General features: G+C 73.9%; 24 protein-coding genes. 10 read left to right on the forward strand and 14 right to left on the reverse strand.

Annotation, left to right across the window (positions count from 1 at the left end):
• Window positions 1-73 precede the first annotated feature (73 nt).
• From CMS_RS05070 to CMS_RS05080, 3 genes are all read right to left on the reverse strand, one after another.
• Window positions 74-1,096: a carbohydrate ABC transporter permease gene (locus tag CMS_RS05070; protein ID WP_041464424.1), complete on the reverse strand. Its 1,023-nt coding sequence runs from the start codon at window positions 1,094-1,096 to the stop codon at window positions 74-76.
• A 2-nt stretch (window positions 1,097-1,098) separates the two neighbouring features.
• A complete protein-coding gene (locus CMS_RS05075) occupies window positions 1,099-2,490 on the reverse strand; it encodes an extracellular solute-binding protein (RefSeq protein ID WP_041464425.1) in 1,392 nt (463 codons plus the stop codon).
• A gap of 239 nt (window positions 2,491-2,729) precedes the next feature.
• Window positions 2,730-3,995: an ROK family protein gene (locus CMS_RS05080; protein WP_041464426.1), complete on the reverse strand. Its 1,266-nt coding sequence runs from the start codon at window positions 3,993-3,995 to the stop codon at window positions 2,730-2,732.
• 172 nt (window positions 3,996-4,167) lie between these two features.
• Between CMS_RS05080 and CMS_RS05085 the strand changes: the two genes are divergently transcribed.
• From CMS_RS05085 to CMS_RS05095, 3 genes are all read left to right on the forward strand, one after another.
• Window positions 4,168-5,313 (forward strand): iron-containing redox enzyme family protein, encoded by a 1,146-nt coding sequence (locus tag CMS_RS05085; protein WP_012298422.1) that lies wholly within the window; start codon window positions 4,168-4,170, stop codon window positions 5,311-5,313.
• Window positions 5,310-5,591: a CDGSH iron-sulfur domain-containing protein gene (locus tag CMS_RS05090; protein ID WP_012298423.1), complete on the forward strand. Its 282-nt coding sequence runs from the start codon at window positions 5,310-5,312 to the stop codon at window positions 5,589-5,591. Before CMS_RS05085 ends, CMS_RS05090 begins: the two co-directional genes overlap by 4 nt.
• Window positions 5,592-5,696: 105 nt before the next feature.
• Complete coding sequence (locus CMS_RS05095) at window positions 5,697-6,659, forward strand: IS481-like element IS1121 family transposase (protein WP_012296866.1); 963 nt, start codon at window positions 5,697-5,699, stop codon at window positions 6,657-6,659.
• Between the two features lie 10 nt (window positions 6,660-6,669).
• On the opposite strand, the gene CMS_RS05100 is transcribed toward CMS_RS05095, so the two are convergent.
• Window positions 6,670-7,983 carry a hemolysin family protein gene (locus CMS_RS05100; RefSeq protein ID WP_012298424.1) on the reverse strand — a complete coding sequence of 438 codons (1,314 nt, stop codon included), beginning with the start codon at window positions 7,981-7,983 and terminating at the stop codon, window positions 6,670-6,672.
• Between the two features lie 218 nt (window positions 7,984-8,201).
• On the opposite strand from CMS_RS05100, the gene CMS_RS05105 reads away from it, so the two are divergent.
• Window positions 8,202-8,636, forward strand: coding sequence for a hypothetical protein (locus CMS_RS05105; protein WP_049791986.1), 435 nt, complete (start codon window positions 8,202-8,204; stop codon window positions 8,634-8,636).
• Between the two features lie 30 nt (window positions 8,637-8,666).
• On the opposite strand, the gene CMS_RS05110 is transcribed toward CMS_RS05105, so the two are convergent.
• Window positions 8,667-9,896 carry an FAD-dependent monooxygenase gene (locus tag CMS_RS05110; protein WP_041464428.1) on the reverse strand — a complete coding sequence of 410 codons (1,230 nt, stop codon included), beginning with the start codon at window positions 9,894-9,896 and terminating at the stop codon, window positions 8,667-8,669.
• Window positions 9,897-10,005: 109 nt separating this feature from the next.
• Between CMS_RS05110 and CMS_RS05115 the strand changes: the two genes are divergently transcribed.
• Window positions 10,006-10,500 (forward strand): MarR family winged helix-turn-helix transcriptional regulator, encoded by a 495-nt coding sequence (locus tag CMS_RS05115; protein WP_012298427.1) that lies wholly within the window; start codon window positions 10,006-10,008, stop codon window positions 10,498-10,500.
• A gap of 15 nt (window positions 10,501-10,515) precedes the next feature.
• Here CMS_RS05115 and CMS_RS05120 read toward each other — a convergent pair whose 3' ends face one another.
• Together CMS_RS05120 and CMS_RS05125 are read right to left on the reverse strand one after the other, a co-directional pair.
• Window positions 10,516-11,313, reverse strand: coding sequence for a glycosyltransferase (locus CMS_RS05120; RefSeq protein WP_012298428.1), 798 nt, complete (start codon window positions 11,311-11,313; stop codon window positions 10,516-10,518).
• Complete coding sequence (locus tag CMS_RS05125) at window positions 11,310-13,988, reverse strand: PIG-L family deacetylase (protein ID WP_012298429.1); 2,679 nt, start codon at window positions 13,986-13,988, stop codon at window positions 11,310-11,312. The genes CMS_RS05120 and CMS_RS05125 overlap by 4 nt, the downstream gene beginning before the upstream one ends.
• A gap of 291 nt (window positions 13,989-14,279) precedes the next feature.
• On the opposite strand from CMS_RS05125, the gene CMS_RS05130 reads away from it, so the two are divergent.
• Complete coding sequence (locus CMS_RS05130; RefSeq protein WP_041464429.1) at window positions 14,280-14,498, forward strand: hypothetical protein; 219 nt, start codon at window positions 14,280-14,282, stop codon at window positions 14,496-14,498.
• 16 nt (window positions 14,499-14,514) lie between these two features.
• Here CMS_RS05130 and CMS_RS05135 read toward each other — a convergent pair whose 3' ends face one another.
• On the reverse strand, window positions 14,515-15,435 hold the full coding sequence (locus tag CMS_RS05135; protein ID WP_012298431.1) for a phosphoribosylaminoimidazolesuccinocarboxamide synthase: 921 nt from the start codon (window positions 15,433-15,435) through the stop codon (window positions 14,515-14,517).
• Window positions 15,432-16,682, reverse strand: coding sequence for a phosphoribosylamine--glycine ligase (gene purD / locus CMS_RS05140; RefSeq protein ID WP_012298432.1), 1,251 nt, complete (start codon window positions 16,680-16,682; stop codon window positions 15,432-15,434). Before purD ends, CMS_RS05135 begins: the two co-directional genes overlap by 4 nt.
• A gap of 379 nt (window positions 16,683-17,061) precedes the next feature.
• Here purD and CMS_RS05145 point away from each other — a divergent pair, with 379 nt between their 5' ends.
• Window positions 17,062-17,442 carry a sterol carrier family protein gene (locus CMS_RS05145; RefSeq protein ID WP_012298433.1) on the forward strand — a complete coding sequence of 127 codons (381 nt, stop codon included), beginning with the start codon at window positions 17,062-17,064 and terminating at the stop codon, window positions 17,440-17,442.
• Between the two features lie 58 nt (window positions 17,443-17,500).
• Complete coding sequence (locus CMS_RS05150; RefSeq protein ID WP_012298434.1) at window positions 17,501-17,809, forward strand: hypothetical protein; 309 nt, start codon at window positions 17,501-17,503, stop codon at window positions 17,807-17,809.
• A 51-nt stretch (window positions 17,810-17,860) separates the two neighbouring features.
• On the opposite strand, the gene purF is transcribed toward CMS_RS05150, so the two are convergent.
• Window positions 17,861-19,321 (reverse strand): amidophosphoribosyltransferase, encoded by a 1,461-nt coding sequence (gene purF, locus CMS_RS05155; protein WP_041464430.1) that lies wholly within the window; start codon window positions 19,319-19,321, stop codon window positions 17,861-17,863.
• 89 nt (window positions 19,322-19,410) lie between these two features.
• Here purF and purM point away from each other — a divergent pair, with 89 nt between their 5' ends.
• Entirely contained in the window at window positions 19,411-20,520 is a 1,110-nt protein-coding gene (gene purM, locus CMS_RS05160; RefSeq protein ID WP_012298436.1) for a phosphoribosylformylglycinamidine cyclo-ligase, read from the forward strand.
• Window positions 20,521-20,661: 141 nt separating this feature from the next.
• On the opposite strand, the gene CMS_RS05165 is transcribed toward purM, so the two are convergent.
• Complete coding sequence (locus CMS_RS05165) at window positions 20,662-20,871, reverse strand: DUF3073 domain-containing protein (protein WP_012037444.1); 210 nt, start codon at window positions 20,869-20,871, stop codon at window positions 20,662-20,664.
• A 209-nt stretch (window positions 20,872-21,080) separates the two neighbouring features.
• Here CMS_RS05165 and CMS_RS05170 point away from each other — a divergent pair, with 209 nt between their 5' ends.
• Window positions 21,081-22,211, forward strand: a complete 1,131-nt coding sequence (locus CMS_RS05170) for an FAD-dependent oxidoreductase (RefSeq protein WP_012298438.1) — start codon at window positions 21,081-21,083, stop codon at window positions 22,209-22,211.
• Between the two features lie 332 nt (window positions 22,212-22,543).
• On the opposite strand, the gene CMS_RS05175 is transcribed toward CMS_RS05170, so the two are convergent.
• The 3 genes from CMS_RS05175 to CMS_RS05185 are packed head-to-tail and all read right to left on the reverse strand — an operon-like array spanning window position 22,544 to window position 24,416.
• Window positions 22,544-23,107 (reverse strand): DUF3618 domain-containing protein, encoded by a 564-nt coding sequence (locus tag CMS_RS05175; RefSeq protein ID WP_012298439.1) that lies wholly within the window; start codon window positions 23,105-23,107, stop codon window positions 22,544-22,546.
• Window positions 23,104-23,523, reverse strand: coding sequence for a phage holin family protein (locus CMS_RS05180; RefSeq protein WP_012298440.1), 420 nt, complete (start codon window positions 23,521-23,523; stop codon window positions 23,104-23,106). Before CMS_RS05180 ends, CMS_RS05175 begins: the two co-directional genes overlap by 4 nt.
• Complete coding sequence (locus CMS_RS05185; RefSeq protein WP_012298441.1) at window positions 23,520-24,416, reverse strand: hypothetical protein; 897 nt, start codon at window positions 24,414-24,416, stop codon at window positions 23,520-23,522. Before CMS_RS05185 ends, CMS_RS05180 begins: the two co-directional genes overlap by 4 nt.
• Between the last annotated feature and the right edge of the window lie 19 nt (window positions 24,417-24,435).

Here is a 24,435-nt window from a genome sequence, read left to right on the forward strand (position 1 = left end):
CCGGGCCGACCGCCTCCTCGGGCCGGGCGGGCGGCCGGCGTGGTCGTCGGGGTCATCGTGGTCACGGCCATGGTCAGTCCACCTCCGGGCGCAGCGCCCTGATGTAGATCACCGAGAAGACCGCGCCGACGAGCAGCATGATCGTGGCGATCGCGGTGCCGAAGCCCAGCTGCGAGAACTGGAACGCCTCCTGGTAGGCGAGGATCGGCAGGGTCGAGCTGCTGGTGCCCGGACCGCCGCCCGTCATCACGAAGATGAGGGTGAAGACCGAGAGCGTCTGCAGCGTGGTAAGCATCAGGTTGGTCGAGATGCTGCGGCTGATGACCGGCAGCGTGATGAACACCAGCCGCTGCCAGCCGGTCGCGCCGTCCACCTCGGCGGACTCGGTGATCTCCGGCGGCACCTCCTGCACGGCCGCCGAGTAGACGAGCATCGAGAAGGCGGATCCGCGCCAGACGTTCGCGAGGATGACCGACAGCAGCGGCAGGCCGTAGAGCCAGTTCGGGCCCTGGATCCCGAAGAAGCCGAGGATCGTGTTGAGCGTGCCCGAGTCGTTGAAGAACGCGTACGCGGCGAACGCGGCGACGATCTCCGGCAGCACCCACGCCGCGATGACGAAGGTGCCGACGATCGCGCGCACGACGCGGTTCCCCTGTCGCATGAGCAGCGCCAGGCCGAGGCCGACGACGTTCTGCCCGACGACCGCGGAGAAGAACACGAACGCGAGCGTGAGGAGCACCGACTTGGGGAAGTCGGGATCCGCGAACAGCGCCGTGTAGTTGTCGAACCCGATGAACTGCGCGCCGCCGGCGGCGTACCCGGTGAGGGACGCGTCGGTGAAGGAGCTGTAGAGGCTCGAGATCACGGGGCCGAGGAGGAACAGGGCGAGCAGGACGATCGAGGGCAGCAGCGGGATGGTGCGCGCGCCGGTGCGGAGCGCGCGGGCGCGGGCGCGCCCCGGGCGGACGGGCGACGGCCCGCCGACGACCGGGCCGGATCCCGATCCCGATCCCGCTCCCGATCCCGCGGCGCCCCGCCGGTCAGCGCTCCGCACGTCGGCGTCGGGGCCGACCGGGACGGGGGCGATGGTGGCCACCGTCAGCCCTCCGCCTTCTGCGTCCCGTCCTCGCCGACGATGCCGACGAGCGCCTGGTCGTAGGCGGCCGCGGCCTCCGACGGGGACTGCTGGCCGGTCATCACCGACTCCATGGCCACGGTGATCGCGTTGGAGATGCGGCTGTAGTCGGTGGTCGCCGGGCGGAAGTGCGTCTTGTCGACGATGGAGGAGAAGAACTCGAACGTCGGGTTGGACGCGACGTACTCGGGATCCTCGGCGACGTCGCTGCGGACCGCGATCTGGCTGGCCGCGATGTCGTACGACTGCGAACCGTCCTTGTCGAGCGCGTCGGCGATGAACTCGAACGCCTTGTCGGGGTTCGCCGTCTTCGCGCCGACCGCGAGGGTCCACCCGCCCGACATGCTGACCGCGCCGGGAGCCTGGCCGTCCTGCGTGGGCATGGGCGCCTGGCCCATCACGTCGCTCCACTCGGGCCACGGGTTCGTGCCCGTGTCGAGCCAGGTGCCGCTCAGCCACGAGCCGTCGAGGTCGATGGCGAGCTTGCCCTGCGGGATCCGCTGGCCGGCGACGATGGTCCCGATGTTGGTGTCGAGCGCCTCCTCGGGCTTCGGGCCGATCCCGCCCTGGTAGACGTCGCGGATGAAGCCGAGCGAGTCCTCGAAGCCCTGGGAGCCGGTGATCCACTTGCTCGTCGAGTCGTCGTAGAGGGTGCCCGTGGGGGTGCCGTAGTGCAGCATCTCGAAGCCCTGCATCGTCGCGCCCTCGCCCTGCGGCTTGCCCGAGTAGACGTTGATGGGCACCACGTCCGGCAGCTCCTGCTTGATCGTCTTCGCGGCGTCGAGCACGTCGTCCCAGGTCTTCGGCTCCCACGGCACGGGGAGGCCCGCCTTCTGGAAGAGGTCCTTGTTGTACCAGAGGGCGCGCGTGTCGGTGCCCATCGGGATCCCGTAGACCTTGCCGTCCTCGCCGACGCCCGCCTGCTTGGCGGAGTCGAAGAACTTCGACCAGTCGTCCCACTTCGCGACCTGGTCGTCGAGGGGGAGGAGGTAGCCGGCGGCCGCGTCGGACTTCACCTTGAACGTGTCCTCGTACATCACGTCGGGGGCGGTCGAGGCGGAGCGGTTCATCAGCGCGAGCTTGGTGAAGTAGTCGTCGTTCTGCGCGGCGATGGGAACGAACTCGACCTTCATGCCGGGGTTCGCGGCCTCGAAGGTCTTCGCGGTCTCCTTCATGTGGGCGTCCATCTGGGTGAAGGTGCCGAACTTTTGGTAAGCGACCTTGATGGTCTTGCTGTCGCCTCCGCCGCCCGCGCCGCCCGAGCAGCCGGTGGCGAGGAGGAGGGCGGCGACGGACGCCGCCGTGATCTGGAGGATGCGGGCCCGCGTCCTGCGGCGAGGCGTTCGGTTCGTCATGGTGCTCCCTTGCTCCACTTGCTCGGACGGTCGGCGTCGTCGCCGCCCGTCGGGATTAGCCAAACGTATGGACTAATCCATGTCAAGACATCCTCCATCTCGATCCGGTGACGGGGCGGGCGCACGGACCGCGATCGCCGGCCGTCGGCAGCAGACGATGAGGCGGGCCCGGCGGGATGGGGCGCCCAGCCGCGGACGGGCGCCCAGCCGCGGACACGCGCTCAGCCGCGGATGGGCGCTCAGCCGCGGATGAGCATCGCCGACGGGCGCGGCGAGAACGCGTTGTCGAGCACGAGGCAGGCGGCGCCCACGGCGGCGACGTCCTCGCCGACGGCCGACTCGACCACCCGCACGGGGTGCTTCGCGATGAGCGCGGGGGACCGACGCACCTCCTCGGGCAGCGTCTCCAGCACGAGGCGCGCGATCGGGTGCCAGAACGGGCCGCCGCAGACGACCTCGTCGAGGTCGAGTAGGTTCACCTGGATCACGATGGCGCGCGCGAGGTGCCGGGCTGCCGCCTCCACGATCCGGCGGGCGGAGCCGTCCTCGGTGTCCGCGCGGGCGGCGAGCGCATGGAAGGCCTCACCGATCAGGCGCATGTCGACCGCGTCGCCGCTCGCCGCCGCCTCCTCGAGCGCCGCGTCGGACACGTCGCCGGCCCGGAGCACGCCGCCCTCGACGGCCTGGCGCACGAGCGCGTGCGGGGTGATCAGCTCGCCCACGCAGCCGACCCGCCCGCACGTGCAGCGCCTCCCGCGTGCGGCGACCATGATGTGCCCGGCGTCGCCCGCGTTGGAGCTCGCGCCGCGCACGGGCTCGCCGCCGAGCACGAGGCCGGTGCCGAACCCCGTGCCGTAGTAGACGAAGGCGAGGTGTCGGCGATCCCCGGGGCCGAACCACAGCTCGGCGACGGCGGCGGCGGTCACGTCCTTCTCGAGGAGCACCGGCAGCCCGGTCGCGGTGCTGAGGGCCGAGCGCAGCGGCACGTGGCGCCAGTGGGGGAGCATCGGCGGATCCAGCACGAGGCCCGCGCCCACGTCGATGGGTCCGGGGGCGGCGAGTCCCACGCCGAGCACGGCCCCGCGATCCACGCCGGCGCCGGCGATGAGCCCGTCGACGAGCCGCGCGACGAGCGCCACCACCTCGTCGGGGCGGGACGCGGACGGCGTCGGGCTGCTCACGTGCCGGAGGACCGTGCCCTCGAGGTCGAGCAGCACGGAGGTGATGACCGCGGGATCCATGTGCACGCCCACCGCGAAGCGCCCGCCGGCCACGAGGTGCAGGAGGGTGCGGGGCTTGCCGGGCCCGCGGATCACGGTGCCGCCCTCGCGCACGAGCCCCTCGTCGATGAGGCGGCGGGAGACGTTGGTGACGGTCTGCGCGCTGAGGCCCGTGCGCTCGGCGATCTCGGAGCGGCTGGCGCCCTCGGCCGCCCGGCGCACCGCGTCGAGCACGACGGTGCGGTTGTAACCGCCGATGGCGGGCAGGTTCGTGCCGCGTCGCATGGGCACCTCCTCGGGCCGGCCGTCGCCCGCCGGGCGCGGGCCTCTCCGCAGTATCCCGGATGCGCGCACGGCGATCGCACCGCGCGCGGCGCCTCCGGCACGCCTTACCGCTGTCCGGGGGAGACCGCGACACGCCCGGCCGCGCCGACCGAGGGCGGAGGAGGGTGGAGCCATGACCGATCTGCTCGCGACCGCCCACGAAGCGGTGCGCACCCTCCCGTCGCCCCTCCCCGCCGCGCGCGGCCCGCTCAGCGCCGCGCTCCTCGCCGACCTCGTCGGGGGATCCTCCGCGCCGTCCGTGCTCGGATCCGACACGGCCGTCGGCAGCGCCGTCGAGGCCCGCTCCCTCGCCTCCGCTCCCGACCTCGCGGCGCTCGCCGCCGATGCGCTCGCCGCCACGGGCGACGTGGTCCGGGACGACGACGTCCAGCTGGCCCTGTTCTGCCTCTACGAGCTGCACCACGCCGGCCTCGCCGGGGTGGGCGATGACCGCGAGTGGGACCCGCGGCTGATCGCCGTGCGCGGGATCCTCGAGGGCGCGTTCGAGGCCGTCCTGCGCGAGCGCATCGCCGTTCCCGCGCGTCCCGAGCCCACGTCCGCGGGCGTCGCGGCCGCGCTCTTCGCGCTCACCTCGGCCGACTCCGGCCCGTCCCTCTCCCGCTTCGTCGCGCGGAAGGCGAGCGTCGAGCAGCTCCGCGAGTTCCTCGTGCAGCGCTCGATCTACACGCTCGGCGAGGCCGACCCGCACTCCTGGGCGATCCCGCGCCTCCGCGGCCGCGCCAAGGCGGCGCTCGTGGAGATCCAGGCCGACGAGTACGGCGGCGGCCGGCCCGAGCGCGTGCACGCCACCATCTTCGGCGCGACCCTGCGCGGCGTCGGCCTCGACGACCGCTACGGCTCCTACCTCGACGACGTGCCCGCGATCACGCTCGCGTCGTCGAACGCCATGTCGCTCTTCGGCCTGCACCGGCGCCTCCGCGGCGCGATCGTCGGCCACCTCGCCGCGTTCGAGATAACCTCGAGCGTGCCGAGCCGCCTGTACGCGAGCGGGATCCGCCGGCTGGGCTTCGGCGACGACGTCGCCTGGTACTACGACGAGCACGTCGAGGCCGACGCCGTGCACGAGCAGATCGCCGCGCACGACCTCGCGGGCGGGCTCGTCGAGTCCGAGCCCGGGCTGCTCGACGACGTCCTGTTCGGCGCGGCCGCGTGCCTCGAGGTCGAGGGCTGGGTCGGCGCGCACGTGCTCAGCAGCTGGCAGGCCGGACGGTCGTCGCTGCGGGAGGGGTCGACGGCCGCGGTCGTGGCCGCCGCGTGAGCGCGTCGCCCGCGGACGACGAGTTGACGCGGGGATCCGGAGCCGCCCGGTCGCCCGCGCCCGAGCCGCCGCGCATCATCGCGTACCCGGACGGCCCGCTGCTCGTGCGCGGCGAGTTCGAGATCGTGGATCCGCAGGGGCGGCCCGTGCCGCGCACCCGGCGGACGGTCGCGCTCTGCCGCTGCGGCGTCTCCTCGATCAAGCCCTACTGCGACGGCACGCACCGCCTGGTCGGCTTCCGCACGGATCCACCCGCGCCGGACGCGGCCGCGGAGTAGCGGCGACGATGTACTCGGCCATGACGTTGGTGACACTTCGGGGCGTGTGAAGAGGCCTCCTGGCTTGATGGAGCTGTTCAGTTCAACCATCGCCAGGAGGCCTCGATGTCCCACGGTAATGCTCGTCTGACGGTTCACGGGAGGGTTCTCCTCGTGCGGCGGGTGGTGGAGGATCGTCGGCCGGTCGCGCACGTCGCGCGGGAGCTGGGGGTGTCGCGGCAGTGCGCGCATCGATGGGTGAACCGGTTCCGTGCCGAGGGGCTGCGAGGGCTGACGGATCGGTCATCGCGGCCCCGGTCAGTACCGAGGCGAACGAGCCCGGAGCGGGAACGGGCCGTGCTGGAAGCGCGGGCCCAGTTGCGGGCGGGTCCTGCGCGGCTGGCGCCGGTGACAGGTGTTCCATCCCGTACGATCTCCCGCATCCTGCGCCGGCACGGGGCGCCGCCGTTGGCATGGTTGGACCCCGTCACCGGGGCCGTGATCCGGGCATCCCGGTCAACGGCGCACCGGTATGAGCACGAGCATCCGGGTGATCTGATCCACGTGGACGTGAAGAAGCTCGGGAGGATCCCGGACGGAGGCGGCTGGCGGGTCCACGGGCGCAGCGAGCAGGTCCGCGGCCGCGGGATCGGGTTCGATTACGTCCATGCCGCGGTCGATGACCACACCCGTCTCGCCTACGCGGAGATCCATCCCGATGAGAAAGGCGCGACCGCGGCCGGGTTCCTGACCCGCGCAGCGGCGTACTTCGCCGGGCGCGGGATCACCCGGATCGAGCGGGTCATCACGGACAACGCGTTCGCCTACCGGCACTCGACCGCGTTCAAGAACGCCGTCCAGGACCTGGGCGCGCGGCAGAAGTTCATCCGCCCGCACTGCCCCTGGCAGAACGGCAAGGTCGAGCGCTTCAACCGGACCCTCGCGACCGAGTGGGCCTACCGGCAACCCTTCACCAGCAACCAACACCGGGCCGACGCGCTTGACCCCTTCATCGAGCACTACAACACTGAACGAATCCACTCAAGCCACGGGCTGACGCCCGCGGCCCGAGTGTCACCAACGTCATGACCCAGTACAGCTAGGCGGTCGCGGTGTCCCCGTCCTCCGTCGCCGACTCCTCGCGCGGCACGACGAGGATCTCCGAGATCCGCCGCCGGTCGAGCGCCGTCACCTGGAGGGTCACGCCGTCGACCTCGACCGAGTCGCCCACCTGCGCGAGCCGACCGAGGTTCTCGATGACGAAGCCCGCGACCGTGTCCGACGCGGAGTCGGGCAGCTTCACGCCCGTCGCCTCCTCGAAATCCTGGAAGTTGAGGCGGCCGTCGATCGTGCCGCCGTCCTCCGCGAGGTCGCGTGCGGCCGAGTCGGTGTCGTACTCGTCGAAGATCTCGCCGACGACCTCCTCCACGAGGTCCTCGAGGGTGACGATGCCGTCCGTGCCGCCGTACTCGTCCACGATCACGGCGATCTGGTGGCCCTCGGCGCGCATCATCGTGAGCGTCGGCAGCACCCGCGCGGTCGCCGGGAGGTAGGGGATCGGGCGGAGGATCTCGGACACCGGCCGCTCGGGATCCGCCGCGATGGCCTGGTACAGGTCGCGCACGTGCACGAAGCCGATGACGTCGTCGATGGTCTTGTCGACCACCGGGTAGCGCGAGTACGGCCGGTCCTGCACGTCGATGCCCGCCTCGCGGACCGTGCCGGTGCCGTCGAGCGCCGCGATCTCGGGCCGCGGCTTCATCACCTCGCTGAGCTGGCGGTGGCGGAGGGAGAGGACGTCGTCGAGGATCCGGCGCTCGTCGTCCGGGAGGCCCTCGTGGCTGGAGACGATGTCGCGGAGCTCCTCCTCGCTCATCTCCTCGCCGGTCTTGTGCGGGTCGCCGCCGAGGAGGCGCACGACCACGTCCGTCGAGACGGAGAGCAGCCAGATCACGGGCCGCATGAGGATGGCGAAGCCGTTGAGCACGGGCGCGACGCCGTACGCGAAGCCGGCGTTGCGCTGGATCGCGAGGCGCTTGGGCGCGAGCTCGCCGAGCACGAGCGACAGGTAGGCGATCACGAGCGTGAGCAGGAGCGTCGCGACCGTCGACGCGAGGCCCGATTCCAGGCCCCACGACTCGAGCACCGGGACGACGGACGGCGCGATCGACGCGGCGCCGTACGCGGCCGACGCGAAGCCCGCGACGGTCACGCCGATCTGCACCGCCGCGAGGAAGGTGTTGGGGTTCCGGGCGAGCGCGGCGACCTTCTCGCCGCGGCGGCCGCGGGCGGCGAGGGCGTTGAGCTGCCCCTCGCGGAGGGTGACGAGCGCCATCTCGGTGGCGGCGAACACGCCGCCGACGAGGACGAACACGACGACCAGGACGATGTTGAGGAGGAGGTCGCCGTTCACGAGCGGGCGCCGGTCGAGCGGGTGCCGGTCGGGCGGCTGGCATCGAGGGGGCGGGCGGCGCGGAGGGTGCGGGGCGTGCCCGGGGTCGTCCGGGCGCCGGGACTGTGGCTGTCGGGAGCGGGCTCCCGCGCGGTTCTGTGCATGGATCGAGGGTAGTGGAGCAGGTGGGGAAACAGCCGGGCCGGCCGGCGGCGGCGGCGGTGCCCTACGGTCGGGGCATGGATCAGACAGTGCTCGACGGGTCGTGGCTCGGCAGCTCCGGGTGGGTCACGCTCGCCCTCGTGAACGCGGGGCTCGCGGAGCAGAAGGGCCGATCCCGGTGGAACTGGTTCCTCGTCTCGATCGTCCTCGGGCCGATCGCGACGTTCTTCATCGTGACGTGGGAGCGGGTGCCCGAGCGTCCCGACGCGACGCCGGCGGAGGGGCCGGCGAACGGGCTCCTCGCGGTGGGGATCGGGCTGGCGGCGGCTGCCGTCGTCATCGCGGTGGTCGCGGTGATCGGTGGCGACACGGGTCCGTGGATCGCCGCGGCCGCGCTCGCGCTCGTCGCGGCGGTCTTCCTCGTCCTCCACGTCCTCGCGCGCCGGCGCTGGGCGGCGCTGCAGGCGGGCCGGGGTGCCGCGTCCCCGGGTCCTCTGGATCCGCGGCCCTAGCGGTCGCCGTCGGGTGGCGGGCGCCGCCCCTCAGCCGCGCAGCCGCGGGTAGGCGGCGAGCGTCGGCGCGTGGCGCGCGCTCGTGAGGAGGAAGCGGTCGGCGAACCCGCGGACGGGACGCGACGCGGCCACCCGCACGGCGCCGCGCATCACCCGCTGGCCGACCGCCGACGACGGGTGCGTGAGCCGCGCACCGCCCGGCGGCAGCCCCTGCGCGCTGTCGGCATATCGGCGCAGCTGCCCCTCGTAGCGCGCGAACGCGGCCGCGAAGGTGTCGCCCGTGTCCGCGAGCGCGCGTCCCAGCTCGCCCGCGAGCACGTGGGCGGAGACCAGCGACAGGGTCGTGCCCATGCCGGTGAAGCCGGATCCCCATGCCGCGTCGCCGAGGAGCGCGATGCGTCCCTTCGACCACGTCGAGACGATCACCTGCTCCATGCGCTGCGTGTAGAACTCGTCCGGTCGCGCCTGGAAGCCGTCGAGGATCCGCTCGACCTGCCAGCCCGCGCCGCGGAAGCGCGCGCGGAGGATGGTCATCTGCGCGTCGATCGGCAGCTGCTCGAAGCCGGACGGCTCCGACTCGAACGACAGGCTCGCGCGGATCGTGCCCTCGTCGTCGGGGCGGATGGTGGCGTTCCGCGCGCCGCATCCCGTGAGGAAGTCCCAGTAGCCGGTGTCGCCCGGGATCCGGTCGATGGTCCCGTAGGCGATGCTCACGCTGTGGTCGCGGAGGGTCGTCTCCTCGGCGAACGCCAGGCGGCGCGTGCGGGAGCTGCGGCCCTCGGCGACCAGCAGGAGGTCGTAGCGCTCGCGGGATCCGCTGGCGAGCTCGACGTCGACCCCGGTCGCGTCCTGCTGCACCCCCGTCACGAAGTCGCCGTGGCGGATCTCGACGTCGTCCCGCACGAGGTCGACGAGGATCCCCGCGAACCGGCCGCGCAGGATCTCCACCTCCGCCGTCGGCCCGTCCTCGCCCTCCGCGCGCGGGAAGGTCGCGAGCACGCGCCCCTCCTCGTCGACGAATCGCGTGCCGTCCTCTCCCGTGAGGTTCGCCATCACGACGTCCTCGATGCCCATGCGCCGGAGGACCTCGCGGCCGAGACCGCGCACGTCGATGTTCTGCCCCGCCTGGCGCTGCTCGGCCGACCGCTCGAGCAGGGTCACGTCGAAGCCCTCGCGGTGGAGGCCCCAGGCGAGCGCGGGTCCGGCGATGCTGGCCCCGGTCACGAGGACCCTCGGGCGGTGGTGGGTGGTGTCGGACATGCGTGATCTCCTCGTGTCGTCGAGCTGTCCCGGGATGCCGGGCACGAGTAGACTCTATGGCGCAGATGCTTCACTGTGAAGCATTCCGGGCGACTCGGAGGATCACGACATGACCCACACCATCGCGGTCCCGGGGGACCGCTCCGAGGTGCTCGAGCGGCTGCGGGACTACACGACCGCGTTCGACGAGTCGGTGCGGCAGCTGGCCGCGGCGCTCGGGCTGCCGACGACGGACACGACGGCGCTCGCCGAGATCATCTGGGCGGAGACCGCCGACCGGGCGCTGTCCCCGGCCCGCCTCTCGGAGCGGCTCCACCTGACCTCGGGGGCCACGACCGCGCTCATCAACCGGCTCGAGGGCGGCCGGCACATCGGGCGGAGCCGGGAGAGCGCCGACCGGCGCGTGGTCACGCTGCGGCCGACGGCCGAGACGCGCGCGCGAGCGATGGCCCTGCTGCAGGGCGCCCAGGCCGACATCGACCGGGCGCTCGACGGCTTCACCGCCGAGCAGCTCCGCACGGCGGCCGCCGTCGTGCGGGCGGTCACGGACGGGACCGCGGCGGGGACGCGCGGGATGGCGGGCGACGGATCGACGCCCACCTGAGGGTCGGTCGCCGGGTCAGCCCGTGGGGACGCAGGGGCTGGCGCAGCCCGCGGCGCGCTGTCGTTCGAGCTCCCGTTCGCGCGCCCGCTCCAGCAGCGACACGTGCAGGTACCCCGCGTAGCCGCCGGGCGTGCGCCCCTCGCGGCGGCTCGACGTGAGCACCTCGCCCGCCGCCGACGCCGTGATCCGCGCGTCGAGGCCGCGGAGCCGGGCCACCAGGTCGACGTCCTCGTGCTCCGCGACGGCCGGGAATCCGCCGGCCGCGGCGTACGCGTCGGCGCGCACGCCGAGGTTCGCGCCGTGCACGTGCCCGTTGGCGTGGCCGGGCACGCGCGTCGAGCGCCAGGCCGCGATCTGATCCGGGCTGAGGTCGTCCAGCTCGGGGCGCACAGTGCCCACGACCACGTCGGCCCCGGCATCCGCGAGCTCGAGCTGGCTCGTGATCCACGCGGGCGGCACCGCGGAGTCGGCGTCGGTGCACGCGATCCAGTGCTCGGCGTCGTCGCCCTCCCAGCCCGCGCGGGCGGCGTCGACCCCCTGGGCGCGCGCCGCGCCCACGCGACCGGCCGCGCTCTCGATGACCTCGACGCCGGCTGCGCGCGCCACCTCCGCGGTGCGGTCCCGGCAGTCGTCGGCCACGAGGATCACGCGGACGCGCACGCTCGCCATCCGTGCCCGGGACGCGGCGACCTCGACGGACGCGAGGCAGCGTCCCAGGAGCTCCTCCTCGTCGCGCGCCGGGATGACGACCGTGACCGCGCGGATCCGCGGGGCCGGCTCGACCCCGACCGGCGCGGCCGACGCGCCCGTCACCGCAACCCCGTGCGCGTCGCGACGGAGCGCGGATCCGCCGACAGCACCTCGAGCAGGAAGTCGTCCTCCTCGTGCCGCATCAGCACGTGCAGCCCGGGGACGGCGGCGAGCCGCGCATGGACCTCGTCGCCCGTGCGCCGGAAGTCGCCCTCCGGGTGCCGCCAGTGGCAGGCGACCAGCGTGCCGGCGGTGCCGAGCGCGTCGGGCAGGGCGGCGAGCACGCGGTCGAACGCGGCGTCGTCGAGGTAGTAGCCGACCTCGCTCATCACGACGAGGTCGAAGCCGCCGGCGGGCCAGTCGGCGCCCACGTCGCGCACCTCGAGCCGCACGTGCGGTGCGTCGGCGAGGCGCACGCGGGCGCGTTCGATGGCGGTCGGCGCGACGTCCACGGCCAGCAGCTCGTCGACGCGTTCGGCGAGGCCGGCCGTCGTCACGCCGATGGAGCAGCCGATCTCGAGCGCCCGGCCGTACCGCTCGTCGGGCAGGGCCGCGAGGGTGGCGAGGCGCTTGCGGCGCTCGTACCAGCGGGTCGTGACGCGCCACGGATCCTCGGCGCGGGCGTACGCGGCGTCGAAGCGCTCGGCTGCGCTGGCGGATGCGGAGCCGGTCGCGTCCGCGGCACGGTCGTCGCCCACGATCAGCACCTCGCGGTCGCGGTCGGCGTGCCGGAGGAAGCCGGGCTGCAGCACGGCCGCGTCCTCGGGGGCGTCGGAGAGCGGATCCACCTGGCTGGCGTGGGCGCGGATCGCGGCGCGCTTGACCTCCCGCACGCGCGCGTCGAGCTGCAGCGCGCGCATGGTGGCCCACGGCACGCGGGGGTCGTCGGGCGTCGCCCAGTGCCACATCCACACCGGGTACTCGACGAGCCGGATCCCGCGCTCGGCGGGCAGCGCGCCCACCAGCTCGGCGACGACCTCGCCCGTCACGCGGTGGTCGCGGTGCCCGTCGCCGCGCCAGGGAGCGGCGACCCAGGTGCCCGGCGCGGCGTCGGCGAGGAGCGCGGCGATGTCCTCGCGCACGGCATCGCGTCGCTCGCGGATCCCGCCGTCGGGGTGGCCGAGGAGCACGAGCCGGGCGTCCGGCGCGACGGCGTCGAGGGCCGTGCGGGCCTCGACGCGGCGGAGGGCGACGAGCTCGTCCGGTGTGCGCGTGGGGGATCCGGGGTGCGAGGCGGCGCCGTCCGTCACGATCACGAGGGTCACCGGCACGCCGCGTGCGGCCGCGGTCGCCATCAGCCCCGCGACGCCGATCGACTCGTCGTCGGCGTGCGCGGACACGACGAGGAGCGCGGACATCCTGTCGAGGTCGGGCGCGGCGAGCGCGTCCCAGCGCGGATCGGCGTCCCAGGCATCCGCGTCGGTGCCGGCCTTGCGCGCGTCGAAGGCGACGCCCGCGGTGGGGATCCGCGCGGCCTGGAGCGCGGGATCGGGCGTCGCCGCCGCCGCGTCCGTCGTCGCCGCATCCATCGCGTCCGCATCCATCGCGTCCGCTGCCGCCGCGCCCCGTCGCACCGCCTCCGCGAGCGCCCCGCCGAGCGACGCGTCGTCGCGCTCGGCGTGGTGCTGCCGCACGTACAGCCCGAGGTCGGCCACGCGCTTGGCGTGATCCGCGTCCTGCGCGAGCGGCGCCGGCCCGAGCGCGTGCGCGACGTGCGTCAGCGTGTCGTCCACGGCCCGGGCGACGACGGCGCGCACCCGCTTCGCGAGCAGGCGCCCCTCCTCGCCCTCGGCTCGCCCGCGGTCGACCAGCGAGGCGGCCTCGGCGAGCGATGCGCGCGCGCCGTCGAGCGCCGCGTCCACGGCGCCCAGGTGCATGAGCAGGAGCCGGTCGGCGCCCTCGCGGGACGCCGCCCGGAGCAGCGTGCGCGCCAGCCCGACCGCGCCGCCGTACCAGCAGGCCGCGACCTGGATCCCGCCCCAGTGGAACCCGGGCCGCTCGAGGTACCAGCCGGGCGCGCCTACGCGGCGCGCCGGCACGTCCCGCATGCGCAGCGGCCCGCTCGGGACCTCCACGAGACCGCGCGCGACCCAGGCGCCGGGCACGACTTCGACGCCGGGATGGCGGAGGTCCACCGCGAAGAGCCCGCGCGAGCCGTCGTCGAGCGCCGCCGTGATGAGCGCGTGCGTCAGCGATCCGGCGAGCGAGCACCACGGCTTCGTGCCGGACAGCCGCACGGCGTCGGAGCCGGGAGCGTCCGCGGTGGCCGTCAGCGGATCCCCGCCGCCCTCGGCCGCGAACACGCCCCACGTGCGCGCCTCGGCGTCGCCCGCTCGGCCGGGACCGTGGTCGCCGTCCGCGTCGCCGTCCGCTCTGCCACCCGCGCCGCCACCCGCGGAGTCGCGCTCCTGGTCGAGGATCGCGAGCGCGTCGAGGTGCGGCTCGATCGTCCGGGCGATGCCCAGGTCGGCCGCGGCGAGCGTCGCGAGCGCCTCCCAGAGGTCCGCCGTACCGCCCGTACCCGGCCGTGCGCCGCCGTCGCCCATCGCGACGGCGAGCGCGAGTGCCCGCTCCGTCGACCATCCCAACCCCGGCGGGGTCGTCGCGAGCGCCTCGCGCACGAGCGCGACGGCCGGCCCGGGTTCGTCATCGCCCGGCGGCACCGCGCCGGATGCGAGGCGGACGCGAGCAAGAGCGTCCGCGTCGAGGGGTGGAACGGGCGGGGGAGCGGATGTCACGTGGTGGGGCGCCGAATCGTCGAGGGATCAGCCGGGCGGGACCCGGTCGTCCTTCGAACCTACAAGCGTCCGGCGGCGGTTGCCCTCGTGACCGGGACGTGGGACGACGCGGCGTGCGCCGGCCCGTCTGCGGCCCGTCCGCGGCCTGCCCGCGACGGGTCCGGGTGGGCTGACGGCGGGTCATTGTGGCAGGCTGGCGGCCTCGGATCCCCCGGCCACGTGGGTGTGGGACCCTGACAGCAGGGCTGGGGCGTGATCCGCACCGCCCACGCACGACAGAGGGGACCCACCATGGACCAGCACACCGACCAGCACGCCGACGAGCCCACGACCGACGGCCCGGCCGGCCAGCCCACGCCCGACGCTGTCGAGGAGTTCGAGCGCCTCGCCGTCCTGCGCATGGGCGGCCAGGACATCGAGGGAGCCCTCGAGGAGCTCCCCGACGCGGATGCCCGCGACGTGGCGGAGGTCGCCATCGACCGCGTCGTCCGCGGCTACGAGAACCTGTAGCCGTAACCGCTGCGGCTCAGCGCCCGGTGAGCCGCGCGATGAGCTCCCGGTACCGCCCCGCCGTCCGCTCCACGATCTCCTGCGGCAGCACGGGCGGGGTGCCGGTGCGATCCCAGTTCGCCGCCAGCCAGTCGCGCACGATCTGCTTGTCGAAGCTGTCCGTGCGGTTGCCGGTCGCGTGCGCCTCCGCGTCCCAGTACCTCGACGAGTCGCTCGTGAGCACCTCGTCCGCGAGGGTCGTGATCCCCGTGCGCGGGTCGATCCCGAACTCGAACTTGGTGTCCGCGAGGATCACGCCGCGCTCCTCCGCGATGGCGGCGGCACGGCGGTAGACGTCGAGCGAGAGATCGCGCAGACGCGCCGCCTCCTCGTGCCCCACGAGCTCCTCGGTGCGCGCGAACGTGATGTTCTCGTCGTGCTCGCCCTGCGGGGCCTTCCAGGCGGGGGTGTAGATCGGCTCGGGCAGCCGGTCGCCCTGCTGCAGGCCGGCGGGCAGCGGGATGCCGCACACGGTCCCGTGCTCGCGGTACTCCTCCCAGCCGGATCCCGCGAGGTAGCCGCGCACGACGCACTCGATGGGCAGCATCTCGAGCACCCGGCAGAGCATCGCGCGTCCCTGCACGGACTCCGGGATGCCGATGCGGTCGAGCGTCGCCGCGTCCACGAGGTGGTTCGGCACCTCGAGCCGGTCGAACCACCAGAGGCTGAGCTGCGTGAGGAGCTCGCCCTTGCCGGGGATCCCCGGCTCGAGCGCAAAGTCGTAGGCGCTCACGCGGTCGGTCGCGACGACCAGCACGTGCGGCTCGCCCTCGAGCGCCCGGTCGTCCGTGTCGTCGACGGCGGGGCTGAACAGCTCGCGGACCTTGCCCGAGTACGCGTGGTCCCAGCCGGGGAGGTCCCACTCGGACGCGTGGCCCGCGGGCGCCTGCGCGCTCATCGGATCACCTGCGCGGCGATGTCGGTGCGGTGCTGCGATCCATCGAGCGACAACCGCCCGACGGCCTCGTAGACGCGGGACCGCGCCTGGTCGAACGAGGCCCCCGTCGCGACGACGCTGAGCACCCGCCCGCCGGTGGCGACGAGCCCGGCATCCGACTCGGAGGTGGCGGCGTGCGCGATGCTCACGCCCGCGACGCCCTCCGCCTCCTCGACGCCCTCGATGACGCGCCCGGTGCGCGGCGACTCCGGGTAGCCCTCGCTCGCGACGACCACGGTGACCGCGACGTCGTCGGAGAACTCCGGCCGCGCGACGCCGCCGAGCTCGCCCGACGCGGCCGCGAGCAGCAGCTGCGAGAGCGGCGTGACGAGGCGCGGCAGCACGACCTGCGTCTCCGGATCCCCGAACCGCGCGTTGAACTCGATCACGCGGATGCCGTCCGCGGTGAGGATGAGCCCGCAGTAGAGCAGCCCGATGAACGGCGTCTGCTCGTCCGCGAGCTTCCGCACGGTGGGCAGCGCGATGGTGTCGATGACCTCGTCGACGAAGTCCTCCGGCAGCCACGGCAGCGGCGAGTACGCGCCCATGCCCCCCGTGTTCGGCCCCGCGTCGCCGTCGCCCAGGCGCTTGTAGTCCTGCGCGGGGGAGAGGGGCACCACGTCGTGCCCGTCGGAGAGCAGGAAGAGCGACACCTCCTGCCCGGCGAGGAACTCCTCCACGAGCACGGTGCCCTGGCCGAGGTAGTGGCGGGCGTGCTCGAGGGCGAGCGTCCGGTCGGCCGTGACCAGCACGCCCTTGCCGGCCGCGAGGCCGTCGGCCTTGATGACGTAGGGGGCGCCGTACTCGTCGAGCGCGGCCTCGACCTCGTCGACGGTGCCGGCCTGGGCGGCGCGGCCCGTGGGGACGCCCGCCTCCTCCATGATGCGCTTGGCGAAGGTCTTGGATCCCTCGAGCGCCGCGGCCGCCCGGCCCGGCCCGAAGACCGGGATGCCGCGCGTGCGCAGCGCGTCCGCGACCCCGGCGACGAGCGGCGCCTCCGGCCCCACGACGACGAGCTCGAAGCCCTCCGTGAGCGCGTGCTCCGCGACCACGGCGGGATCGTCGATGTCCATCTTCACGACGGGCACGACGCGCGCGATGCCCGCGTTGCCGGGCGCCGCGACGATCTCGTGGCCCGCGTCCTCCCGGAGCAGGGCCGTGACGATGGCGTGCTCGCGCGCACCGGAACCGAGTACCAGGATCTTCACGCCCCCACCCTATCGACGCCGGCCCCACCGTCCCGGGCCCCTGGGGGCGCCGACGGGCACGCCGCACCGCGCCCCGGGGGAGGGGGAGCGGAGGGCGGGAGGCCGACCCTCCGCGGGCACGGCGCGGGTCGGCTCCCTGCCCTCTCCGGCGTTCTTCGGGTCCGCCGGCGGGCGCATCGTCCCTGCCCTCCCGACGCCGGGGGAGGCGACGGGAGGGAGGGCGTCCTGCCGTGCCGGGCGGGACGTGTCACCGCGAGGCACTTCCATACACAGTAATGGATGTCCCCCAAAACGCGGACGCGTGGCGACGCCCCATTAGGAGGGGCGCGCCGAGCGCGGACGGGCTCGCCCGACCACGCCGCTCTGCCATCCTGGGACGATGGCCAAGGCGCGCATCCACCCCACCGTCGGACAGCCCGCCGTGCGGGCCGCGCTCGCCCAGGGCGCCGACGCCGACCGGGAGACGCGGGCCACCGCGGTCCGCTTCCTGCTGCAGTCGCTCGCGGATCTCGCGCCCGGCGGAACCGTCGAGGTGCGCGTCCCGCCGTTCGGCGCCGTCCAGTGCATCGAGGGCCCGGGGCACACGCGCGGCACGCCGCCGAACGTCATCGAGACCGACCCCGCCACGTGGATCGCGCTCGCCACGGGCGGCACGACGTGGGACGCGGGCGTCGAGGCGGGCGCCGTGCGCGCGTCCGGGCTCCGTGCCGACCTCCGCGGCCTGCTCCCCGTGCCGTGGGAGCTCCCGGCCGACCGCTGAGCGCCGGGGCCGCCGTCGCGGTTCGCCTGCCGTCGGCGGCGCAGGGGATGATGGACCCATGACCGACGCCCGCCCCCAGCCCGACGACGAGCGCCGCACCGAGGTCCTCGTGCGGCGGTCCCCCCGCTACTTCCGCTTCATGGGCGTCGGCGCGGTCCTCGGGATCTTCGTGGCGATGGTCCTCACCCTCGCGTTCCCGCCGAACCCGGAGTTCTCCGAGGCCCAGGTGCTGGCGTTCCTCGCGCTGTTCGCGGTCGTCCTCTTCGGCGGGCTCGCCGCGCTGATCGCGCTGGCGCTCGACCGCGCGGCCTCGCGCCGGTCCCGCGTGCTCACGGCCGAGCGCGAGCGGGGCGAGCCGGGCGCCTGATCCGGCGGCCGCCCGCCGGTCGACGATCCGCCGGCCGCACCCGCACGCCGATCAGCTGAGCTGCGTGCGCTCCAGCCACGACAGGTACTCCGGCGTCACGTTGCCGGTGATGTACTCGCCGGTGAAGCAGCTCATCTCGAGGTCCTCCACGCCGGTCGACCCCTCGAGGATGGCGTCGCGCATGTCGGCGACCTCCTGGTAGATGAGGTGGTCGGCGCCGAGCTCCTGCGCGATCTCGGGGATCTTCCGCCCGTGCGCGATGAGCTCCTGCCGCGACGGCATGTTGATCCCGTAGACGTGCGGGTAGCGCACCGGCGGGGCGGCCGAGGTGAACGTCACCTTGTTGGCGCCGGCCTGGCGCGCCATGGTGACGATCTCGCGGCTCGTCGTGCCGCGCACGATGGAGTCGTCGACGATGAGGATGTTCTTGCCCTGGAACTCCGAGCTCATGGCGTTGAGCTTCTGCCGCACCGACTTCTTGCGCTGCGCCTGCCCCGGCATGATGAACGTCCGGCCGACGTAGCGGTTCTTGTAGAAGCCCTCGCGGTACTCGATGCCGAGGGTCTGCGCGACCTGCATGGCCGACGGCCGCGACGAGTCGGGGATGGGCATCACCACGTCGATGTCGCCCGCGGGGCTGTGCTCCGCGATGGTGGCGGCGAGCCGGTTGCCCATGCGCAGGCGCGCGTCGTAGACGCCGATGCCGGACATGACCGAGTCGGGCCGCGCGAGGTACACGAACTCGAACGCGCAGGGGATGAGCCGCGGCGCCGGGTGGCACTGGCGCGCGTGCATGTCGCCGTCCATCGTGATGAAGACCGCCTCGCCCGGTCGCACGTCGCGCACGATCTCGTAGCCGAGCGACTCCATGACGAGGGACTCGCTCGCCACGACCCACTCCATCCGGCCGCCCGCGAGCTCGCGGCGTCCCAGGGTGAGCGGGCGGATCCCGAACGGGTCGCGGAACGCGAGCATCCCGTGCCCGGCGATCATGGCGATGGACGCGTACGAGCCCTCCACGCGCTCGTGCACCCGCTCGACCGCGGTGAATACCTGCTCCGGATCCAGCGCGAGGCCGGAGACCTGCGACTGCAGCTCGTGGGCGAGCACGTTGACGAGCAGCTCGGTGTCGGAGCTCGTGTTCGTGTGTCGGCGATCCACGTGGAAGAGCTCCTGCGCGAGCTCCCGCGTGTTCGTGAGGTTGCCGTTGTGCACCAGCACGATGCCGTAGGGCGCGTTCACGTAGAACGGCTGCGCCTCGTCCTCGTCCGTGGCGCTGCCCTTCGTCGCGTAGCGCACGTGCCCGAGGCCCATCGTGCCGAGCAGCGAGCGCATGTCGCGCGTGCGGAACGCCTCGCGGACCTGGCCGCTGAGCTTCTTCACGTGGAAGGTGTTGCCCTCGGCCGTGGCGATGCCGGTGGAGTCCTGACCGCGGTGCTGCAGGAGCAGGAGGCTGTCGTAGACGAGTTGGTTGACGGGTTCGGACGATACGACGCCGACGATGCCGCACATGCTTCGGCTGACTCCTGAAGAGTAGAAGAGGTGGGGGAGGGGCCAGTCTCCCACACGGGAGCGACGCGCCCGGCCGGTACTGTGTCCCGGTGACCACCAAGAGCTCCTACGCAGAGGCCGGCGTCGACACGGAGGCCGGCGATCTCGCGGTCCAGCTGATGAAGGAGGCCGTGTCCCGCACGCACGGCCCCGAGGTCATCGGCGGCTTCGGCGGATTCGCGGGCCTGTTCGACGCGAGCGCCCTCACCCGCTTCCGGCACCCGCTCCTCGCGACGTCGACGGACGGCGTCGGCACGAAGGTCGCCATCGCGCAGGCCATCGACAAGCACGACACCATCGGCCAGGACCTCGTGGGCATGGTCGTCGACGACATCGTCGTGGTCGGCGCGCGTCCCCTCTTCATGACGGACTACATCGCCTGCGGCAAGGTCGTGCCCGCGCGCATCGCCGACATCGTCGCCGGCATCGCCCGCGCGTGCTCGGACACCGGCACCGCCCTCGTCGGCGGTGAGACGGCCGAGCACCCCGGCCTCCTCGGGCCGGACGACTACGACGTCGCCGGCGCCGCCGTCGGCGCGGTCGAGGCCGACTCGGTGCTCGGATCCGAGCGGGTGCGCGACGGCGACGTCGTGCTGGCCCTCGCCTCCAGCGGCCTGCACAGCAACGGCTTCTCGCTCGTGCGCCACATCCTCAGCGTCGCCGGCATCGGGTTCGGCGACACGTCGGCCGAGCTCGGCGGCGTGGTCGGCGAGGTGCTCCTCGAGCCCACCCGCCTCTACACGACGCCGCTGCTCGACGTGCTCGCGCAGCCGGAGCTCGGCCCGGCCGTCCACTCCATCAGCCACGTCACGGGCGGCGGCATCGCGGCGAACCTCGCGCGCGTGCTGCCCCGCGGGTCCTTCAGCGAGCTCGAGCGCTCCACGTGGTCGCCACCCGCGGTCTTCCGCGCGCTCGCCGGCATCGCGGGCTCCACGCTCGAGAGCGCGGAGGGCACCTGGAACCTCGGCATCGGCATGATCGCCGTGGTGGACGCGGCGGCGGCGGAGCGCATCGCGCGCGCGCTCACCGCCGCCGGCATCCCGACGTGGGAGGCCGGACGCGTCACGATCGGCGACGCCCCCGCGGGTGCCGGCTTCGAGCAGGGCGCCAAGGGCGTCGACGGCGGGGCCGTGCGCCTCACCGGCCGCTACCGCGACTGATCAGCGGCACGCCCGGCGCCTCCGCCTCGCGGCGCGGACGCGTCGAGCCAGCATCGGCGCGCAGGGTGCATGCGCACATGAGCGGACCCGCCTCGCGAGGAGGCGGGTCCGGTCACGGTCCGGCGAGAGCCGGCCGCGGGATCAGGCGCGCTTCTGCTCGTCGCCCGGGACGTAGGCGTCCGGCTCGTCGGCGTACTCGTCCCACTTGGCGGCCTCGGCCGCGTACTGCTCGTCGACCGCCCCGTGGGTGGTCAGCTCGCGCTCCAGCTGCGTGTAGTCCACATTGGGACTGAACGACTTCAGCTCTCGCGCGATCTTGGTGTGCTTAGCTTTTTGACGGCCGCGCCCCATGCGAGACCCCCTCACGACTCAGGCCCCGACGGGCGGTGACAACGCTGGATGCAGCGGACAGGGATTGGAGAAAACCTAGGGGCTACCCTAACATGTGCGCCTCGTCGCCCCGGGCGTGTCCTCCTCGTCCGGAGAGCGCGCACGGGCATCGTACGACCCCGTCCCGTGCTCTCCCTGCGCGCGGGAGTGGGCGCTAGCCTGGTCGTCCCATGACCTCCGAGCCGGCAGAGACCCAGGTCGTGGTCATCGGTGCCGGGCAGGCCGGCCTCTCCGTCGCGTACCACCTGCGGCGGCTCGGCCTCCGCATGGGCACCGACGCCGTCGTCCTCGACCGCGGGCCCACCACGGGCGGCGCCTGGCAGCACCGCTGGGCCGCGCTCCGCCTGGGATCCGCGCACCGCGTGGCCGACCTCCCCGGCATGTCCGAGCTCGGCATCTCGTTCGCGACGGCGGATCGGCGGCTCCCGGCGCGCGACGTCGTCCGCGACCACTACGCCCGCTACGAGCGGCACTTCGACCTGCGGGTCGCCCGCCCGGTGGAGGTGCGGGCGGTCCTCGACGCGGATGTCCCGCCCCCCGCCGTGTCGCGTCGCCGCGCCGCCCACCCCACCGACTCGGCCCGCCCGCTCCTCGTGCGCGCCACGGACGGCGACCGCATCGCCCGGCTCGTCGTCAACGCCACCGGCACCTGGGGCGCGCCGTTCATCCCCTCGTACCCCGGTCTCGCGACCTTCCGCGGGCGGCAGCTGCACACGTCCGGCTACCGGGCGGCGGCCGACCTCCGGGGGCTGCGCGTGCTCGTCGTGGGCGGGGGCACCTCGGCCATCGGCTTCCTCCTCGAGCTGGAGGGCGTGGCCGCGCGCACCACGTGGTCCACACGGCGCCCGGTCGACTTCCTCGAGGCCGGCGAGCTCGACGTCGAGGCCGCGGTGCGCGCCGTCGACCTCCAGGACCAGGCCGCGCGCGCGGGGGAGGCGCTGCCGAGCATCGTCAGCGGGACGGGGGTGCCGCGCACGCGGCGCATCGTCGCGGGGATCCGTCGCGGCGTGCTCGACAGCCGGGGCCCCATCGCGCGCTTCGAGGAGGACGCCGTCGTCTGGGCGGACGGCGGGCGGGACCAGGTCGACGCGGTGATCTGGGCCACCGGCTTCCGCCCCGAGATCCGCCATCTGGCGCCGCTGGGCCTCCGGGAGAAGGAGGGCGGCGTGCGCGTCGAGTCGGGGGTGTCGGCACGGGATCCGCGGGTGTTCCTCGCCGGCTACGGACCGCAGGCGTCGACCATTGGCGCGAACCGTGCGGGTCGACGCGTCGCGCGGCAGGTGGTCGCGGCGCTCGGCTGAGGCTACGGACCGCATCTCGTCGCGCCTCGCCTGACGGAGGCGTCCACGGGGGAGGGGGCGTGGGGGCCTGCGCCATCTGCGGGAACTCGCGGCGGGCCCCCACGTCCATCCGGACCTCACGGGTCGGTCCGGACGTGATCCGGCCGGGGTCGGGTGCGCCGCCATCGGGGCACCGGCCAGCCGGCCGACCTGCACGAGCTCTCGGGGGAAGAGTTCGTGCACCAACGAGTCTATATCCGTGTCCTCCTTTTCGGGGACACGGGCGTACCCGCCGGTGGCATGTCGGAGGGGAGCCGCGCCGCGAGGCACGACTCCCCTCCGAGAGCGGTCGGTCAGCTGCGCGCGTCGTCCTGCACGGCCTGCTTCGCGTCCTGCGCCGACGCCTGGACGTCCTGCGCGGTCGACTGGGCCTCGGATCGCACGGTGCCGGCCGAGTCCGTCGCGGTGTCCTTGACGGCCGCGGCGGCCTGCTGCGCGGGCTCCTTGAGCTCGGACGCGACGTCCTTGGCCGCGTCGGTCGCCTTCTCGACGAGGGGCTGCGCCTTGTCCTTGACGGTCGAGGCGAGCTCCTTCTCCTTGTCGCTCGCCGGGATCAGCGAGGCGATGAGGAGCCCGGCGCCGAACGCCACGAGACCGAGGCCCAGGGGGTTGCCCTGCGCCTTGGCCTTCGCGCCGCCCGCGGTGCCGGAGACGGCGTCGCCCACGCTCGAACGGGCGTCGCCCGCGGAGCCGAGGACGCTGTCCTTCACGTTCGACAGGGCGCCGCGCACCTTGTCCGTCTGGCGCTGGGCGACCTTCGCGGGCGTGACCTTGTCGGCCACCGCGTCCACGTCGATGCTCAGCTCGTTCCGCGTGCGCTCGATCTCCGCACGGATCTGCTCGGGGTTGTCGCTCATCGGTCTGCCTCGTTCCTCTTCATCGCTTCGGGGATCTTCTTGACGCTCTCGGCAGTGCGGGGCGCGCCCTGCACGGTCTTCAGCTGCTTGCGGCCCTGCAGGTACATGACCAGGCCGATGACGGCCCAGATCACGGCCACGACGACCGCGGCCCAGGCCAGGTTGTCGAACCAGTAGCCGAGGGCGTACATGAGGGCGACGGAGAGGAAGAACACGGCCATGATGCCCGCGTACCCGGCGCCACCTAGGAGGCCGGCGCCCTTCCCGGCCTTCTTCGCCGAGTCGCTGATCTCCGCCTTCGCGAGGGCAATCTCCTGGCGCATGAGCGTGGAGACGTCCTTCGTGACGTTCCCGAGGAGGTCGCCGAGGCTGGTGGTCGCGGCCTTCTCCTCGGACGGGGTGCGTCCGTCGGTCATGCGCGCGATCCGTCGGACGTGCCGCCCGCGCCGAAGGTCTCGGTCAGCGGGTCGGTGGTGCGCGTCTGGTCGTAGAGCGGCGTGGACGCCGAGGTGGCGGGCGCGTCGTACGGCCCGACGCCGATGGGCTCGTCGGCGCTGAGCTCGGTCGGCGCGTGGGCGCTCGCGGTCGGGACGGCCGGCGTGACGTAGCCCGTGCCGGTCGTCGCGGTGCCGGTCGTGCCGCTGCCGGTCGTCGAGGCGCCGGTCGACGGGGTCGCCTGCTCGGCTGCCTTCTGGTCGTGCGCGTCGCTCGTCAGCGAGCGGGTGAGGCGGCCGGCGGCGACGCCCGCGACGACGGCGAGGCCGACGAACAGGCCCGGGCGGCGGCGCGCGAAGTCGGTGACGTCCTTCAGGAGCGTGCCCGGGTCGCGGCCCTCGAGGTACGAGGCGGCGCTGCCGCTGCGCTGGGCGGCCTGGGAGACGAGCTCGCTCGCGAGGCCCGTGCTCTCCGACTTGTCGCCCATGTCGCGGAGCTCGTCGCTGAGCGTGCGGAGGCTGCCCGCGGCACGCTCCTGCTGGACGCCGGTCTGCTCGCGGAGCTGGTCGCGGGTCTGGGCGATGAGGTCCTGCGCCTGCGACTTCACCTCGGACGCGACCTTGCCGGCCTCGTCCTTCGTGACGTCGGCGACGTGCTGGGTGCCGGCCTTCGCGTCGCCGGCCACGGACGCCGCCTGCTCCTTCGCGGTGTCCTTCGCGCTGCTGCTGCCGTCGCTGCTGCTCGCGCTGGCGTCGCCGCCGGTCGTGCTGCCGCCGGACGTGCCGGGGTAGGCGGGGACGGGGACGGCGACGTACGCGTCGTGGGTAGCGGATCCGCCGCCCGCGGGCGACGCCGGTGTGAGGTCGTTCGACATGTGGTTCCCTCTCGGTGGT

The organism is Clavibacter sepedonicus, assembly GCF_000069225.1.
GTDB lineage: Bacteria > Actinomycetota > Actinomycetes > Actinomycetales > Microbacteriaceae > Clavibacter > Clavibacter sepedonicus.

Bases quoted from the DNA above. Each gene is read 5' to 3' on its own strand.
- CMS_RS05180 (WP_012298440.1), bottom strand. From the start codon at position 23,523: ATGACCGACGGACGCACCCCGTCCGAGGAGAAGGCCGCGACCACCAGC.
- CMS_RS05170 (WP_012298438.1), top strand. From the start codon at position 21,081: ATGACCTCCGAGCCGGCAGAGACCCAGGTCGTGGTCATCGGTGCCGGG.
- CMS_RS05095 (WP_012296866.1), top strand. From the start codon at position 5,697: ATGTCCCACGGTAATGCTCGTCTGACGGTTCACGGGAGGGTTCTCCTC.
- CMS_RS05135 (WP_012298431.1), bottom strand. From the start codon at position 15,435: ATGAGCGCGCAGGCGCCCGCGGGCCACGCGTCCGAGTGGGACCTCCCC.
- CMS_RS05075 (WP_041464425.1), bottom strand. From the start codon at position 2,490: ATGACGAACCGAACGCCTCGCCGCAGGACGCGGGCCCGCATCCTCCAG.
- CMS_RS05115 (WP_012298427.1), top strand. From the start codon at position 10,006: ATGACCCACACCATCGCGGTCCCGGGGGACCGCTCCGAGGTGCTCGAG.
- CMS_RS05110 (WP_041464428.1), bottom strand. From the start codon at position 9,896: ATGTCCGACACCACCCACCACCGCCCGAGGGTCCTCGTGACCGGGGCC.
- CMS_RS05130 (WP_041464429.1), top strand. From the start codon at position 14,280: ATGGACCAGCACACCGACCAGCACGCCGACGAGCCCACGACCGACGGC.
- CMS_RS05185 (WP_012298441.1), bottom strand. From the start codon at position 24,416: ATGTCGAACGACCTCACACCGGCGTCGCCCGCGGGCGGCGGATCCGCT.
- CMS_RS05080 (WP_041464426.1), bottom strand. From the start codon at position 3,995: ATGCGACGCGGCACGAACCTGCCCGCCATCGGCGGTTACAACCGCACC.
- CMS_RS05105 (WP_049791986.1), top strand. From the start codon at position 8,202: ATGGATCAGACAGTGCTCGACGGGTCGTGGCTCGGCAGCTCCGGGTGG.
- CMS_RS05145 (WP_012298433.1), top strand. From the start codon at position 17,062: ATGGCCAAGGCGCGCATCCACCCCACCGTCGGACAGCCCGCCGTGCGG.
- CMS_RS05165 (WP_012037444.1), bottom strand. From the start codon at position 20,871: ATGGGGCGCGGCCGTCAAAAAGCTAAGCACACCAAGATCGCGCGAGAG.
- purF (WP_041464430.1), bottom strand. From the start codon at position 19,321: ATGTGCGGCATCGTCGGCGTCGTATCGTCCGAACCCGTCAACCAACTC.
- CMS_RS05175 (WP_012298439.1), bottom strand. From the start codon at position 23,107: ATGAGCGACAACCCCGAGCAGATCCGTGCGGAGATCGAGCGCACGCGG.
- CMS_RS05150 (WP_012298434.1), top strand. From the start codon at position 17,501: ATGACCGACGCCCGCCCCCAGCCCGACGACGAGCGCCGCACCGAGGTC.
- CMS_RS05085 (WP_012298422.1), top strand. From the start codon at position 4,168: ATGACCGATCTGCTCGCGACCGCCCACGAAGCGGTGCGCACCCTCCCG.